Annotated in this window: 11 protein-coding genes; 4 read left to right on the top strand and 7 right to left on the bottom strand. The window is 74.9% G+C overall.

The window, feature by feature from the left end:
- Positions 1-8: 8 nt before the first annotated feature.
- On the top strand, positions 9-812 hold the full coding sequence (locus AC07VC_RS03180) for an Fpg/Nei family DNA glycosylase (protein WP_494674450.1): 804 nt from the start codon (positions 9-11) through the stop codon (positions 810-812).
- A 109-nt stretch (positions 813-921) separates the two neighbouring features.
- Here AC07VC_RS03180 and AC07VC_RS03175 read toward each other — a convergent pair whose 3' ends face one another.
- Positions 922-2,454 carry an amino acid permease gene (locus AC07VC_RS03175; protein WP_494674451.1) on the bottom strand — a complete coding sequence of 511 codons (1,533 nt, stop codon included), beginning with the start codon at positions 2,452-2,454 and terminating at the stop codon, positions 922-924.
- Positions 2,455-2,708: 254 nt separating this feature from the next.
- On the opposite strand from AC07VC_RS03175, the gene AC07VC_RS03170 reads away from it, so the two are divergent.
- Positions 2,709-3,698, top strand: a complete 990-nt coding sequence (locus AC07VC_RS03170) for a sigma-70 family RNA polymerase sigma factor (RefSeq protein WP_317230863.1) — start codon at positions 2,709-2,711, stop codon at positions 3,696-3,698.
- A 73-nt stretch (positions 3,699-3,771) separates the two neighbouring features.
- Here the strand turns inward: AC07VC_RS03170 and AC07VC_RS03165 are convergent, their stop codons facing one another.
- Both AC07VC_RS03165 and AC07VC_RS03160 read right to left on the bottom strand, forming a co-directional pair.
- Positions 3,772-4,362 (bottom strand): ANTAR domain-containing protein, encoded by a 591-nt coding sequence (locus AC07VC_RS03165; RefSeq protein WP_494674452.1) that lies wholly within the window; start codon positions 4,360-4,362, stop codon positions 3,772-3,774.
- A 253-nt stretch (positions 4,363-4,615) separates the two neighbouring features.
- A complete protein-coding gene (locus AC07VC_RS03160) occupies positions 4,616-5,434 on the bottom strand; it encodes a hypothetical protein (RefSeq protein ID WP_494674453.1) in 819 nt (272 codons plus the stop codon).
- Positions 5,435-5,584: 150 nt separating this feature from the next.
- On the opposite strand from AC07VC_RS03160, the gene AC07VC_RS03155 reads away from it, so the two are divergent.
- Both AC07VC_RS03155 and AC07VC_RS03150 read left to right on the top strand, forming a co-directional pair.
- Positions 5,585-5,767: a PspC domain-containing protein gene (locus AC07VC_RS03155; RefSeq protein ID WP_094116614.1), complete on the top strand. Its 183-nt coding sequence runs from the start codon at positions 5,585-5,587 to the stop codon at positions 5,765-5,767.
- 130 nt (positions 5,768-5,897) lie between these two features.
- Positions 5,898-7,838: an amidase gene (locus tag AC07VC_RS03150; protein WP_494674454.1), complete on the top strand. Its 1,941-nt coding sequence runs from the start codon at positions 5,898-5,900 to the stop codon at positions 7,836-7,838.
- Positions 7,839-8,063: 225 nt separating this feature from the next.
- On the opposite strand, the gene AC07VC_RS03145 is transcribed toward AC07VC_RS03150, so the two are convergent.
- The 4 genes from AC07VC_RS03145 to ctaF form a co-directional block, all read right to left on the bottom strand.
- On the bottom strand, positions 8,064-10,412 hold the full coding sequence (locus tag AC07VC_RS03145; protein ID WP_494674455.1) for a S8 family serine peptidase: 2,349 nt from the start codon (positions 10,410-10,412) through the stop codon (positions 8,064-8,066).
- Positions 10,413-10,601: 189 nt separating this feature from the next.
- Positions 10,602-11,882 carry an acid phosphatase gene (locus tag AC07VC_RS03140; protein ID WP_494674456.1) on the bottom strand — a complete coding sequence of 427 codons (1,281 nt, stop codon included), beginning with the start codon at positions 11,880-11,882 and terminating at the stop codon, positions 10,602-10,604.
- A gap of 101 nt (positions 11,883-11,983) precedes the next feature.
- Positions 11,984-13,366: a serine hydrolase domain-containing protein gene (locus AC07VC_RS03135; protein WP_494674457.1), complete on the bottom strand. Its 1,383-nt coding sequence runs from the start codon at positions 13,364-13,366 to the stop codon at positions 11,984-11,986.
- Positions 13,367-13,408: 42 nt separating this feature from the next.
- Positions 13,409-13,867 (bottom strand): aa3-type cytochrome oxidase subunit IV, encoded by a 459-nt coding sequence (gene ctaF, locus AC07VC_RS03130; RefSeq protein WP_494674458.1) that lies wholly within the window; start codon positions 13,865-13,867, stop codon positions 13,409-13,411.
- Between the last annotated feature and the right edge of the window lie 197 nt (positions 13,868-14,064).

Here is a 14,064-nt window from a genome sequence, read left to right as displayed (position 1 = left end):
GGCAGCGCGTGCCTGAGGGCGACACGGTCCACCGGACCGCCGCCCACCTGCAGGAGGCGATCGGGGGGCAGGTGCTGACGCGCACCGACTTCCGCGTGCCGGCCTTCGCGACGCTCGACCTCACCGGCCGGGAGGTCGACGAGGTCGTGAGCGTGGGGAAGCACATCCTGCACCGCATCGGCGACCTGACCGTCCACAGCCACCTCAAGATGGAGGGGTCCTGGCACATCTACCAGCACGGCACCGCGTGGCGCCGGCCGGCGTTCGAGGCTCGGGTGGTGCTCGAGACGGCGGAGCGGGTGACGGTGGGGTTCGCGCTCGGGGTGCTGGAGGTGATCCCGCGCGACCAGGAGCACACGGTCGTGGGGCACCTGGGTCCCGACATCCTCGGGCCCGGCTGGGACGGCGCGCAGGCCGAGGAGGTCGTGCGCCGGATCTCGGCCCAGCCCGACCGCGCCATCGGCCTCGCCCTGCTCGACCAGCGGAACGCGGCCGGCATCGGCAACGTGTACCGCGCCGAGCTCTGCTTCCTGCGCGGCGTGCTGCCCACGCGTCCCGTGCGCGAGGTACCGGACCTGCCCGCCATGGTCGCGCTCGCCCGCCGCACCATGCGCGCCAACCGCGACCGCATCGAGCGCACCACCACGGGCGACCTGCGCCGCGGCCGCACCGACTGGGTCTACGGCCGCACGGGCAAGCCGTGCCTGCGGTGCGGCACGCGCATCCAGCAGGGCCAGCTCGGCGATCCCGTGCGCCCCGGCATGGGCGCGCAGGACCGGGTCACCTACTGGTGCCCGCGCTGCCAGACCTGATGCGGATCGCGGGTCCCGGCGCCCGACCGGGCCCGGGGCCGGACCGACGCGGGACGAACCCCAGCGCCGGACCGGCCCCAGGCGCAGGGCCGACCGCGCCGGCCGGGCCTCAATCCCGCGGCGTGGACGCCGAGGGCAGCTCGGGCGCCGGGTCGCCGCCCGCCCGGAGGCGCGCCTCCTCCTGGCCGAGCACCGAGTGGCGGCGTCCGTAGAGGAAGTAGACCGCGAAGCCGAGCGCGAGCCACACGAGGAACCGGACCCAGGTGAGGGTCGTGAGGTTCAGCATCAGCCAGATGCAGAGCACCGCCGAGAGGATCGGCAGCCACGGCATGAAGGGCACCCGGAAGGACGCGCGGATGTCGGGGCGCTTGCGGCGCAGCACGATCACGCCGATGCTCACGAGCACGAACGCGGACAGCGTGCCGATGTTGATCATCTCCTCCAGCACGCCCACGTCGGTGAAGCCGGCGAGGGCCGCGACGACGACGCCCGCGATGATCTGCACCCGCACGGGCGTGCGGCGCTTGGCGCTCGTGCGGCTGAGGCCGCGGGGCAGCAGCCCGTCGCGGCTCATCGCGAAGACGACGCGGGCGAGGCCGAGCAGCAGCACCATGAGCACGGTGGTGAGGCCGAGGAGCGTGCCGATGGAGATGACCTGCGCCGCCCATCCGGCGCCCACGGCGGTGAAGGCGGTGGTGAGCGACGGGTCCTCCGCGTCGGCGAGCACGGTGTACGGCACCATGCCGGTGAGCACGAGGGTCACCAGCACGTAGAGGACCGTGACGACCGCGAGGCCGGCGAAGATGCCGCGCGGGAGGGTGCGCTGCGGGTCCTTCACCTCCTCGGCGCTGGTGGCGACGACGTCGAAGCCGATGAAGGCGAAGAAGACGAGCGAGGCGCCGGCGAGCAGGCCGTAGAGGCCGTACTGCGTGGGCTCCTGCCCGCTCGCCCAGGAGAAGAGGGACTGGGTCCACACGTCCGCGGAGGCGCCCTCGGCGGGACGCTGCGGCGGGATGAAGGGCGAGTAGTTCTCCGCCTTCACGTAGAACGCGCCGACGACGATGACGAACAGGACGACCGCGACCTTGAGCACTGTGAAGACGCTCGAGACCCGGCTGGAGAGCTTGGTGCCGAGCACGAGCAGCACGGTGAAGACGGCGGTGATGAGCACGGCGCCCCAGCTGATGCCGAGGCCGAACACGGTGATGGTGGAGGGGATGTCGAGCCCGGCGAGCTGCAGAGCCGACTCGAGGTAGATGCCCCAGTACTTGGCGATGACGGCCGCCGCGGTGAGCATCTCGAGGATGAGGTCCCAGCCGATGATCCAGGCGAGCAGCTCGCCCATGGTGGCGTAGGTGAACGTGTACGCGCTGCCCGCCACGGGCACGGCGGAGGCGAACTCGGCGTAGCACATGATGGCGAGGCCGCACGTGACCGCGGCGAGCACGAACGCGAGCGTGACCGACGGACCGGCGTAGTTCCCGGCGGCCTTCGCGCCGACGGAGAAGATGCCGGCGCCGACCGCGACCGCCACGCCCATCAGCATGAGGTCCCAGGTGCCGAGGGAGCGCGTGAGGCTGCGCTCGCCTCCCGCGGCGTCGGCGAGCGACGACTCGATGCTCTTCGTGCGGAACAGGCTCATGGGGCGTCCGTTCGATCGGGTTGGCGGCGGGGAACGGGGACCGAGCCTACCGGCGGTCCGGTGGCGCCCCCGCCCGGGGGCGCCGCACCCCGCGGATCCGCAGGCCCGCGCATGCCGACACGCCCGGGGCGACGGAGGAGCAGGAGAAGCAGGAGGAGAAGTGCTCCCCCGACCTAGGCACCTCGGAGAAGCAGTGCTTCTCTGGAGGAGCGGTCAAGCAGCGTGCCGCATCCGTCTCGTCCGGAGGGTCCCCAGTGACCGAAACGCTGCGCTCGCGCGCCCGCGCCGCCGTCCCGCCCGTGCCCCTCGGCCGGGCCGCCCACGGCACCGCCCCGGCCGTCCGCCCGCCGGTCGCCCTCTCCCGCACGGCGGAGCCGCCGACGGGGCTCGCCGCCGTCCGGGACGAGAAGCGCCGGGTGACGCAGGACCGCTTCGAGCGGGCCGCGGCCGCCGCGGAGGGCCCCGCGGGGGACGCGGAGCGCCGGCGCCTCCACGAGCGGATCGTGCTCGACCACCTCGAGCTCGCCGACCGGATCGCCCGCCAGCACTCGGGCCGCGCGCACGACTGGAGCGACCTCCGCCAGGTCGGGTACCTCGGGCTCGTCAAGGCCGCGCGCCGCTACGACCCGGGGTTCGGCGCGCCGTTCGTGTCGTTCGCGATCCCGACGATCTCCGGTGAGATCAAGCGGCACCTGCGCGACAACGGCTGGGTCGTGCGGCCGCCGCGCCAGGTCCAGGAGCTGCGGCACGCACTGCTGGCCGTGGTGCCCGCGCTCACCCAGCGCCTCGGCCGCACCCCGACCGACCAGGAGCTCGCGACGCACACCGGCCACCCGCGGGAGGCCGTCGTCGAGGCGCTGGCCGCCCACACGAGCCTGCGGCCCGTGTCGCTCGACTTCACCGTGCAGGAGGAGGAGGGCACGTCGCTCGCCGACACCCTCGGGGCGGAGGACCCGGGCTACGTGCGCGCCGAGCGCACCCTGCTGCTGGACGCGGCGCGCGGGATCCTCAGTGACCGCGACCGGCGGATCCTGCACCTGCGCTTCGTCGACGAGTGCAGCCAGAGCGAGATCGCGGCCGAGCTGGGCGTGACGCAGATGCAGGTCTCGCGGCTGCTCGCGCGGATCCTCGGCCAGCTGCGCACCGAGCTGACCCGCGGCGAGCCGGCCGCCCTGCCGGAGGTCGCGCCGCTCGCAGCGGTGTCGCCCATCCACCCGAGCGGGGTCGCCCGGCGGTCCGCGTAGGGCGGGACGCGCAGCGCGCCCGTGCGGCGCGGTCCCTGCACGGCGGGCGGCGTGACTCGGGCCGCCCGACCGGTCAGACGGTCGGCAGCGCGCCCGTCTGCACGACCCGGCGCGCGACCTCGACGAGCTTCACGTTGCCGTCCTGCGAGTAGCGGCGGAGCACCTGGAACGCGCGTTCGGCGTCGAGCGAGAAGCGCTCCATGAGGATGCCCTGCGCCTGGCCGATGAGCGTCCGGGACGCGAGGCCGCGCTCGAGCTCCTCGGCGGTGTCCCATGCGGCGAGCGCGATTCGCGCGTGCAGGGCGATCTCCTCCGCGGCGTCCCGGTCGCGCGCGTCGAGCGGTCCGGAGGCGCGGTGCAGCGCGACCGCACCGGCGCGGTCGCGCCGCGCGTCGGACGGCTCGGCCAGGGGGATGCGGATGACGTCGGCCTCCTCGGAGTCGACGCCGGCCGGATCCGCCGTCGCGAGCAGGGCGCCGAGCACGGGCCCGCTCTCCCCCGCGACGACGACCCCCGCGGCGCGCGGCAGCACGACCGCCGCTCCCGTGGCCGACGAGGCGGACAGGAGCGCGGCGAGCACGCGGTCGAGGCAGGCGGTGCGGTCGCGCGCGGCGTGCAGCGCGGCGACGACGTCGGCGGTCAGCGCCGATCGATGCGGGTCCATGGGCTCCTCCCGGTCTCCGGGGGCTCCGACGGCGTCGCAGCACGGAGCCGCCCGTGATCCGCGGCACCGCGGGCACACGCCGAGCCCCGGCTCGTCCCCTCGAGTATCGCACCATGGGTTTGGGCCCAAAGTCTCCATCACGGACTCTCGGGAAGCCGTCGGATTCGACCGGGGGACGGCGCCGCGGAGCGCCCACGGCCAGACCGCAGCCCCAGCCCACGGCTCGGCAGGCGATCCCGACCGGCGACCCGGATCAGGCGGCGACGGTCGTGCTGCGCCAGGCGAGCGAGTCCGGACCGACCTGCCAGACCACGGTGACCGCGTCGCGGCCGTCGTCCTCGTCGCTCCACCCGGACGTATCGAGCACGAGCTCCCGGCTCGCCGACCGGCCCACCACCTCGACGGGTACCTCCGCGCCGTCGACCCAGGCCCATGCCGCCTCCGGGAAGCCGACGAGCCCGCCGTCGCCCTCGGGGACGGCGAACGACAGGGTGATCGGCTGGGAGACGTCGACGGGCGGGGTCGGGCCGCTCGACTCCTCGGGCCCGGCGGCGGGGTTCCGCCACTCGTAGGGCGTCGCCCCGGTCGCGGGGACCACGTGGTCGTCGAGCCGGAGGCCCTGGTCGGTGTCGCGCACGATCCACGCGTCGGCGATGTCGCGGTCGACGGCGGAGACCAGGGTGAACGCCCCCTCGGGGCCCTCCGCCACGGACGGCTCGACGGCGCGCAGCCGCTCCGCCTCCTCCGGCGACACGGTGCCCTGCCGCCCGAACGCCCCGGAGTACGACGCGAAGGACGCGGCGGACTCCTGCGCCTCCGGCGTGAGCATCTCCCACGCGGCGGCCGCGTCGCCCGCCGCGACGGCCGCGAGGTAGTCGGCGACGAGCGCGGTCTCCGCGGAGGACGCGTCGGCATCGGCGCCGGCCGGCTCCGTGGACGCCGTGGGCTCCGTCGTCGTGACCGCCGTCGGGGCCGGCAACGGGACGGCATCGCCCCCGTCCGACGCCGTGCACGAGCTCAGCACCACGGTGGACGAGGCGATCAGGACGAGGGGCAGGCTTCGGATCCTCATCCATCGACGCTAATTCCGGCATGCGAGGAATCGCACGCATTCCCACGGAGCGCCCAGGTGGCGTGCGGCGACGAGCCGATCCGCGCACGGACCGCCACCACGGGGGCGCGCGCCCGGCATCGTCGCAGCCGCCCCTGGCATGCTCGGTGCATGGCCACCCTCATGCGTCCCCGCAACGGCAAGATCATCGCCGGCGTCTGCGCCGCCCTCGCGAACCGCTTCGGCATCAGCGCGTTCCTCGTGCGGTTGATCTTCGTCCTCTCCATCGTGCTGCCCGGTCCGCAGGTGCTGCTGTACCTGATCCTCTGGATCGTCTTCCCCAAGCAGCGCTGACCCGGCGGATGGGGCTCCTGCCCGCCGCCGCGCGGCACCCGGACGCGGGATCGTCCCGCGCCCGAAACGCCCTCGCAACACCCGGTTTCCAGACTGGGGAGACACCTCTCCCCCACCTGGAGGACCCCGCATGGCCGCTGGCCGACGCCGTCCTGCGCACGTCCGCGACCGTTCCGGCCTCCGCCGCGCGCGCGGCGGCATCGGGCGCGCGGTCGCGGCGTCCTCCGTGGCCCTCGCCCTCCTGGTCGGCGCCGACGCCCTCGGCGCATCCGCGGCCCGGGCCCTCGCGGACCGCCCCGCGGCGGACGCGGCCGTGACGACCCCCGCGGTCGTCGACCTCGGGGTGGCCGACGCCGTGGCGCTCCTCGACTCGGGAGCCACCACGTCCGTCGCGCTGACCCGCGCCTACCTCGCGCGCATCGACGCCTACGACGACCGGCGCGACGACCGCCCCGGGCTCCAGGCAGTCATCACGACGAACGACGCCGCGCTGGCGACCGCCGCCGAGCGCGACGCGGAGCGGGCGGCGGGCACGATCCGCGGACCGCTCCACGGCGTCCCGATCGTCGTCAAGGACAACCTCGCCACGTCCGACATGCCCACCACGGCCGGCAGCGCGGCCCTCCGGGACTACCGGACCCGGGACGACGCGACGGTCGTCGCACGGCTGCGCGCCGCCGGCGCGATAATCCTCGCGAAGACCAACATGTCCGAGTTCGCCTGGCACGGCACGTACACGCTGAGCTCCGCGCGCGGGCGCACCGCGAACGCGTACGACCTCTCCTGGAGCGCGAGCGGATCCAGCGGGGGCACGGGGGCGGCGGTGGCGGCGGCGTACGCGCCGGCCGGGATCGGCACCGACTCGTGCGGATCCGTGCTCGGGCCCGCCGCGCACCAGGGCCTCGTGGGCCTCCGGCCGACGATGGGCCTCACGAGCACCGCCGGCGTCGTGCCGCTCTCGCCGCGGCAGGACGTGGTCGGCCCGCTCACCACCACCGTCGCCGACGCCGCCCTCCTCCTCGAGGTGCTCGCGGGGCGGGACCCCGCGGATCCGCTCACGGTCGCCGCCGACGCCCAGGACACCGGCGCCTACGTGGCCGGGCTCCGCCCCGACGCGCTCGCGGGGAAGCGGATCGGCGTGGTGCGCTGGTCGTTCGAGGAGGACCCCGGGAAGCCCGGCCTCGCCGAGACGACCGCGCTCATCGAGCAGGCCGTGCACGACCTCGAGGCGCAGGGCGCCGAGGTCGTGGAGGTGCCGCTGACGCGCGGGTTCGTGGAGGGGACGCTCCGCAGCGGCGGCTGGATGGACATGCGCCCGTCCATCGACCGCTTCCTCGCCGAGACCCCGGCCACCTGGCCGGCGCGCGTCGCCGCCCGCACGGAGCCGGCGGACGTGCTCTCGTTCGCCGACGCGATGGCCGACCGCCCGAGCGCGCTCACCGACGACGACATCGCCCACTTCCTCGGCCAGCCCGACGTGCCGAACGCCGAATACGACGCGCGCGTCGCCGCCCAGGACGCGGGGAAGGCGGCGATGGACGCGTTCTTCGTCGAGCACGCCGTCGACGCCCTCGCGATGCCCGTGAGCGCCACGAGCGCGACCGCGGAGTGGGCGGGGACCACCTTCTGCGACGTCGGCGCGAACACCGGGATCCCCACGATCTCCGTGCCCGCCGGGTTCACGTCGCGGGGCGCGCCCGTCGGGCTCGAGCTCGCCGCTCCCCGGCACCGGGACGGCGAACTCCTGGCGATGGCGTACGCCTACGAGCAGGCGACGCGGCACCGGGTCGCGCCCGCGTCGACCCCGGAGCTGCCGGCGCTGCCGGACGACGCGGCCGCGGTCGACCCGTCCGCGGAGGACGCGGCGTCGCCGGCCGCGGCCGCGTCGTCCGCCCCGGGATCCGTGCCGCAGGCCCTCGGCGCCGCGCGCGTCGCGGGGGTGGGCACCAACAGCGGCGCGCAGAACCTGCGCATCTCCTCCGGCCTGGCGCTCGCCGGCGGAGTGGTCGCCGCCTGCGCGATCGGCCTCCTCCGCGGGCGCCGCCGTGCGTCCGCCGTGCGCCCGGGCTGATCCTCGGGGAGTCGCCCGGGCGATTCCGGACGTGTCGGCTCGCGTGACCGCGGACCCTGGGCGCGGACGCACCGCACGACGCGACGGGCCTCGTCATGGCGCACTGCACGCCCGACGCGTGGGCGGACACGGTGGGCGCGGCGCAGGCCGCGCGTGCACTGCCCAGGAAGGGGCGGGCGGTCATCGACCGCCCGCCCCCTCGCTCCTCGCGCCTGCGGACGCGCGTCAGCGGATCGGCTTGGCCGCGCTCGTCGACGTCGCCGGGACGTACCCGGCCTTGGTGCCCGTGACGGAGACGGATACCGACCGGCCCCGGTCGGCGGACGTGGGGACGTAGCCGCTGGCGGTGGCACCGGCTATGGCGACACCGTCCCGCATCCACGCATAGCGGTAGGCGACGGGTGCGGGCCCCCAGGCGCCCGGGACGGCGACGAGCCTCTGCCCGACGACGCCGGATCCGGTGATGGTCGGGGTTACGCCGATCACGGCCTTCGAGACGACCTTCGCGAGAGGGGCGCTCGTGCGCGTGACGGCTGCGTAGCCCGCCTTGGAACCGCTGACCGAGAGGGTCAGCTGCGTGCCCGCGTCAGCCGCCGAGATGACGTAGGTCGCACCCGTGGCACCCGCGATGGGGGATCCGCCGCGGTTCCACTGGTAGGCGAGGGCCACGGGCGCGGGCTGCCACGTGCCCGCCCGGGCCGTCAGGGTCTGGCCGACCGTCGGCGTCCCGAGGATCGTCGGCGTCGGCGTCGAGGACAGCGGACGGGTGGCGGCGGGGACCGGGACGGTGGCGGTCGCCGGGCTGGAGCGGGAGACCGGCGCGTAGCCCGCCTTCGATCCCGTCACCGTCAGGGTGATCTTCCGGCCCGCGTCCGCCGCGGTCACCGCATAGGTCGACGACGTCGCACCCGGGATGGCGACGCCGCCGGAGAACCACCGGAACGCGAAGGAGACCGGGGACGGCGCCCAGGCGCCGGTCACCGCCGCCAGCGTCGCGCCCACCGTGGCGGGGCCGCTGATGGCGGGAGCCGGGCTCGCGGTGAGCGGGAGCAGGACCGTCGAGGGGACGGGGACCGTCGCCGTGGCCGGGCTGGAACGGGCCAGGGACGTGTATCCGCTGCGCGAGCCGACGACGGTGAGCGTGATCTTCGCCCCGGCGTCGACCGGGCGGACGACGTAGGTCGACGCGGTCTGCCCGACGACCGGGACACCGTTCGAGTACCACGTGTACGCGAACGAGATCGGGGCAGGCGCCCATGCGCCGGGGACCGCCGTCAGGGTCGAGCCGACCGCGGCGGTCCCGTCGATGGTCGGGGCGACACCGGTGACGGCCGCCGCCCCTGGGGCGTGCAGGAGGCGGTTGACCGACCCCTGCGGGTCGATGACCGCATCGCGGGTGGCATCCGCCGCGAGTCGCGCGTCGATGGCGGCAGGGGTCGCGGCCGGCTGCTCCTGCAGGATGCGCGCCACGACACCCGCCACATGCGGCGCGGCCATCGACGTCCCGCTCATCAGGGTGGTGGCGGTGTCCGAGGTCGGGTACGCCGACAGGACCCCGGCGCCCGGCGCGAAGAGGTCGACGCACGAGCCGGAGTTCGAGAACGCGGCACGCGAGTCGCCCTGCGCGGTGGCGCCGACCGTGATGGCGGACGGCGCGGCAGCCGGTGTGCGCGTGCACGCGTCCGTCGTCTCGTTGCCGGCGGAGACCACGACCGGGATGCCGGCTGCGGTCACACGCGCCACCGCGTCGACGTAGAGCCGGTTGTACGCGCTGCCGAGGCTCATGTTGACGACGGAGGGACCGGCGGGCTCGTTGGCGATCACCCAGTCCATCGCCGCGATGATGTCGCTGGACCAGCCGCGGTTGTCGCAGCCCAGCACCCGGAGCGAAACGAGTCGGACGTCGCTGGCGACGCCGAAGGTCGATCCGCCTACTGTTCCGGCGACGTGCGTCCCGTGACCGGCGCAGTCGTCGGCATCCGTGTCGTAGTCCACGAAGTCGTATCCGCTCACCGCACGACCACCGAACTGCGCGTGGGTCGTCCGGATCCCGGAGTCGATGATGAAGGCGGTGACGCCTGCGCCGGTCGTCGAGTACCGGTAGACGCCGTCGCCGACGGCCGCCCGCTGGTCGATGCGGTCGAGGCCCCACGGCGGCGAGGTGCGCTCGGCATCCGCCGTCACGATCGTGTCCGCCGTGACGCTCTTCACGCGCGACGAGGCGCGCAGCTGCGCGACCTGGGATCCGTCGAGCTCGGCGGCGAAGCCGTTCAGCGCGAAGTCGTACTCGCGGATCGTGTCGATCGGCGCCACCCGGGCCGAGGAGAGGTCGTCGGCGTCGACGCCGTCCTGCAGCTCGACGATGTAGCGGCCCGACGGCGCGTCCGCCGCGGCCGGCGCGGACGCGGGAGCGGCGGCAGGCGCGGGCGCCGCGTGAGCCGGGATGGTCGTCGCCGTGCTCGTGACGACCAGGACGGCCAGGAGGCCGAGGAGGCGGGACGCGCGTCGGCCCCGACCATCGGCCGTGCTCGAGGAGGCAGCGGTTCGGGTGCTCGCGGGTACGAGGGACGGCATGGATGGACCTCACGGGTGTGGGCGCCGCCGTCGGGTCGGCAGGACGCGGATGGGCATCGCATCGGGCCGCGCCCGACCCCCGAAAGCTATCCAGCCGGCGCCCGCGCCGCTATCACCCGTCCAGGGGGCGATGGCGGCGCGGGGACGCGCAGAGGTCCGGCGTCCGCCCGCGTTGCGGTGCGGATCCGGTCAGCGCCTCCCGGTCGCGACCAGCGACACCGTGCCGTCGGCCGTGACGACGACCTGCGCGGCCATGGCCGCCGCGAGGTCGATGCGCTGCCAGCTGCCCTCGGTGCCCGCGTCGAGCGGCTCGCCCGAGTCGATGGCGGTGAGTGCGAGCACCTGGCGGCGCTGCTCCGTGGTGAGGTCCGGGTGGCTGGAGATGAGCAGCGACTCGGCGCCGGTGGGCACCGTCATCGGCTCGCCGCGGTTGCCGACGACCGGGAAGCCGTAGCTCATGCGCTGCTCGTAGACCGCGAGCGCCTGCGGGGTGGGCAGGTACGGCTTGTCCTTCGCGATGCAGACCGCGAGGGCGGCGCCGCACTTGGCCTCCAGCACGGTCCGCAGCTCGGTGGACGCCTGCTCGAACAGGGTGCGGAACTCGGGGTCCGACCAGCGGCGCTCCACGATCTTCTGCCCCATCATGCGGCCGGCCATCACGTCGAGCGGGTAGTGGGCGCCCATGATGATGCGGTTGTTGCTCGCGTCGGACGCGCGGGCGAGGATCTGCGGCGCGAGCTCCGGCAGCATCGTCGCGAGCGACGTGCCCTGCCAGAACGCCTGCGACGTGTGGCCGCTGGGGTACGAGCCGTCCTGGCCGTTCCAGGCGTTGCCGCCGACCTTGTCCCGGTACTTGAGCATCAGCGGGAACGCGACGTAGGGCCGCGGGTTGTCGAAGTGCTGCTTCGGCGGGTTCGACGAGGAGTACCTGCCGACCAGGCCGCCGCTCTTGGCGAGGAGCGCCGCCGTCTTGGGGAGCTGGCCCGCCTCGCGCGCCGTGCGGTAGATCGCGCCGAGGTCGCGGCCGAGGCCGTCCGACATGGTGATCGACATGTCGGCGTACTGGTCGACGATGGCCCGGGCCGACTGCGCCTTGGTGGCGGCCTGGTTGATCGTGATGGTCTTCCTGTCGTTCATCTTCATGATGTCCGGACGGGTCGCCTTCAGCGCGGTGAACGCGTCGAGCATCGGCACGAAGTCGTAGACCGCGTTCGACGGGTAGGGCGCGTCGAGGACGGCCGGGTCGAAGGGCGCGATGGGCGCGGGGACGACCGGCGACGCGGACGCGGCCGGTGCGTCGGCGGCGGTCGCGGCGGTGGCGCCGGTGCCGGTCAGCAGGAGGCCGAGGACGGTCGTGGTCGACAGCAGGGTCGCGGTGCGGGTGCGGGTGCGGGGACGCCGGAGCGGGGTGCGGATGATGGTGCCTCTCGTCGGTGCGGGCGGCCGGGCGGCCTCCGGAACCGTAGGCACCGCGCGTGACGCGGACGCCGCCGGGAGGTGGATCGGAGGTGTCCGGGCGGTGCGTGCGGCGGTACGCGCGCCGGTGCGAGCGCCGGTGCTCGCGCCGGTGCTCAGCCGCGCGACCTCGGTCCCCATGCCCGCGTCCACGGCTCCAGCGTCATGCCGCCGCCCGCGCGGATCCGGTCGACCGATCCATCGGCGGCGCGGTCCGCCGTGACCTCCTCGCCGACGGATCCGAACCCGTCGCCCGCGACGACGCGCGCCGAGGACTCCCCCGTGCGCTCGAGCACGTCCACGGCGTCGAGGGGGTGCTCGGCCGCCGGGTCGATGCGGAGCAGCCGGTCGCCGACGACCTGGATGTCCTGCATCCCCCACATGTTCGCGAAGCGCCCGGTGAAGGGCGCGGCGACCGCGGCGCGCTCGGCGCCGGTCGCGGCGGAGTCGGCGAGCAGGAGCTCGAGCACGCCCGTGCTGAGGGCGGCGGCCGGCCCGTCGATGGCGTTCGTGAGGACGCTGACCGCCCAGCCGCTCGCCGGGTCCACCGCCGTGCGCGTGATGTGGCCGGGGTACCCGCCGGAGTGGCCGAGCACGGTGGTCTCGGGGGCGCCGGAGGAGACGCGGTCGAGGATGAGGCCGTAGCCGTAGCGGCGGGTGACGCCCGGATCCGCGCTGGTCGCGTAGCGCGGCCGCTGCTGGATCCGCTTCGACGCGGCCGACAGCAGCCGCTCGTCGTCGGGCAGCACGAGCGCGGAGAAGAAGGCGACGAGCTCCGCGGCGGTGCTGGTGACGCCGGTGGCCGCGGCCATCGCCCGGGTGTCCACGTGCGTCAGCACGGCGCGCTCGCGGGAGGTGCGCAACGACGTCGACGCCGCCGCGTACTCGTCCGCGCGCTCGGGCAGGTACTCGGCCGCGGTGTCCCGGAGGCCGAGCGGGCCGACGATCCGCTCCGCGAGGTAGGCGGCGTAGGAGAGGCCCGACGCGGCCTCGACCACGAGGCCGAGCAGCGCGTAGCCGACGTTGGAGTAGGCGAAGGCGGTGTCGGGCGCGGCCTTCGCGACGCCCGGCGTGGACGCGATCGCGACGAGGTGGCGCCGGTCGGGGAACGGGCCCGCGTGCTGCCAGTGGTCGCCGTCGGGTCCGTCGCGGAGCACGCCCGCGCCGTGCTCGAGGAGCGCGGCGAGCGTGACCTCGGCCAGCTCGGATCCCCCCTCCCGGAGCTCCGGCACGTGCCGGCCGAGCGGGTCGTCGAGCCGCAGGGCGCCCTGCTCGGCGAGCTGCAGGATCGCGGTGGCGGTGAAGGACTTCGAGTGCGACGCCACCCGGAACAGGTGCGCCGGGGTGAGGGGCGCCCCGGTGGTCGGATCGGCGACGCCGTACGCCTCGGACAGCACGAGCTCGCCGTGCCGGGCGACGGCGACCTGCGCGCCGGGCACGCGGGTCTGCCAGACGCGGTGGTCGAGCCAGGTGCGGACGTACTCGAGGATGTCGCTCACCTGCCGGAGCCTACGCGCGCGGGCACAGCGACCTGCGACCGCTCAGCGCGCGTGCCACCCGCGGTAGTACTCGTAGGTCCAGCCGACGAGCGCGATGACGAGCAGGATCCCGCCGAACAGCGCCACCCAGATGCCGACGGCGAGGCCGAGGAACACCAGGGCGCCGCCGCCCGCGAGGGTGATCGGCCACCAGCTGTGCGGGGAGAAGAAGCCGAGCTCGGGGTCGCCGTCGTCGATGTCGGCGCTCTCGATGTCCTGCGGCAGCTCGCCCGCCTGGGCCGTGTGGACGCGCTGGAGGAAGAAGCCGATGAGCCCGGCGAACGCGGCCGCGAGGAACAGGGCCGTGGTGCCCACCCACTCGACGACGGAGGCGCCCTGACCGCTGTTCGGGTCGGTGGCCAGGCCCTGCGCCTCGTAGGCGATGTTCCAGACCACGTAGGCGATGCCGGCGACCACGAAGAACGCGGCCAGGACGAACATCAGTCGGACGTTGGCGCGCATGGTCCCCCTCGGAACGGTCGGTGTGGATCGAGCGCACACCCGCCGTCGGCGAGCGCCCAGGTGGTTGACCGGCGTCGCCCGGCTGCGCTAGCGGGGGCGCGACCGGGTCGACCGACCTCGGGCCGCCGCCTCGGGCCGCCGCCTCGATCGCGCCCCGCTCCGGCGTCCGGCATGTCCGGCGGGCGAAGCGCGCGGCC

The sequence above is a fragment of the Clavibacter sp. GW821-FHT01D01 genome, assembly GCF_059422605.1.
The sequence above is the reverse complement of the archived record's forward strand: the minus strand, read 5'-3'. Positions and strand labels throughout refer to the sequence as shown.

What these genes read in the sequence shown, in the direction of transcription:
- AC07VC_RS03165 (WP_494674452.1), bottom strand. Translation starts at nt 4,362, where the DNA reads ATGGACCCGCATCGATCGGCGCTGACCGCCGACGTCGTCGCCGCGCTG.
- AC07VC_RS03175 (WP_494674451.1), bottom strand. Translation starts at nt 2,454, where the DNA reads ATGAGCCTGTTCCGCACGAAGAGCATCGAGTCGTCGCTCGCCGACGCC.
- AC07VC_RS03155 (WP_094116614.1), top strand. Translation starts at nt 5,585, where the DNA reads ATGGCCACCCTCATGCGTCCCCGCAACGGCAAGATCATCGCCGGCGTC.
- ctaF (WP_494674458.1), bottom strand. Translation starts at nt 13,867, where the DNA reads ATGCGCGCCAACGTCCGACTGATGTTCGTCCTGGCCGCGTTCTTCGTG.
- AC07VC_RS03160 (WP_494674453.1), bottom strand. Translation starts at nt 5,434, where the DNA reads ATGAGGATCCGAAGCCTGCCCCTCGTCCTGATCGCCTCGTCCACCGTG.
- AC07VC_RS03150 (WP_494674454.1), top strand. Translation starts at nt 5,898, where the DNA reads ATGGCCGCTGGCCGACGCCGTCCTGCGCACGTCCGCGACCGTTCCGGC.
- AC07VC_RS03145 (WP_494674455.1), bottom strand. Translation starts at nt 10,412, where the DNA reads ATGCCGTCCCTCGTACCCGCGAGCACCCGAACCGCTGCCTCCTCGAGC.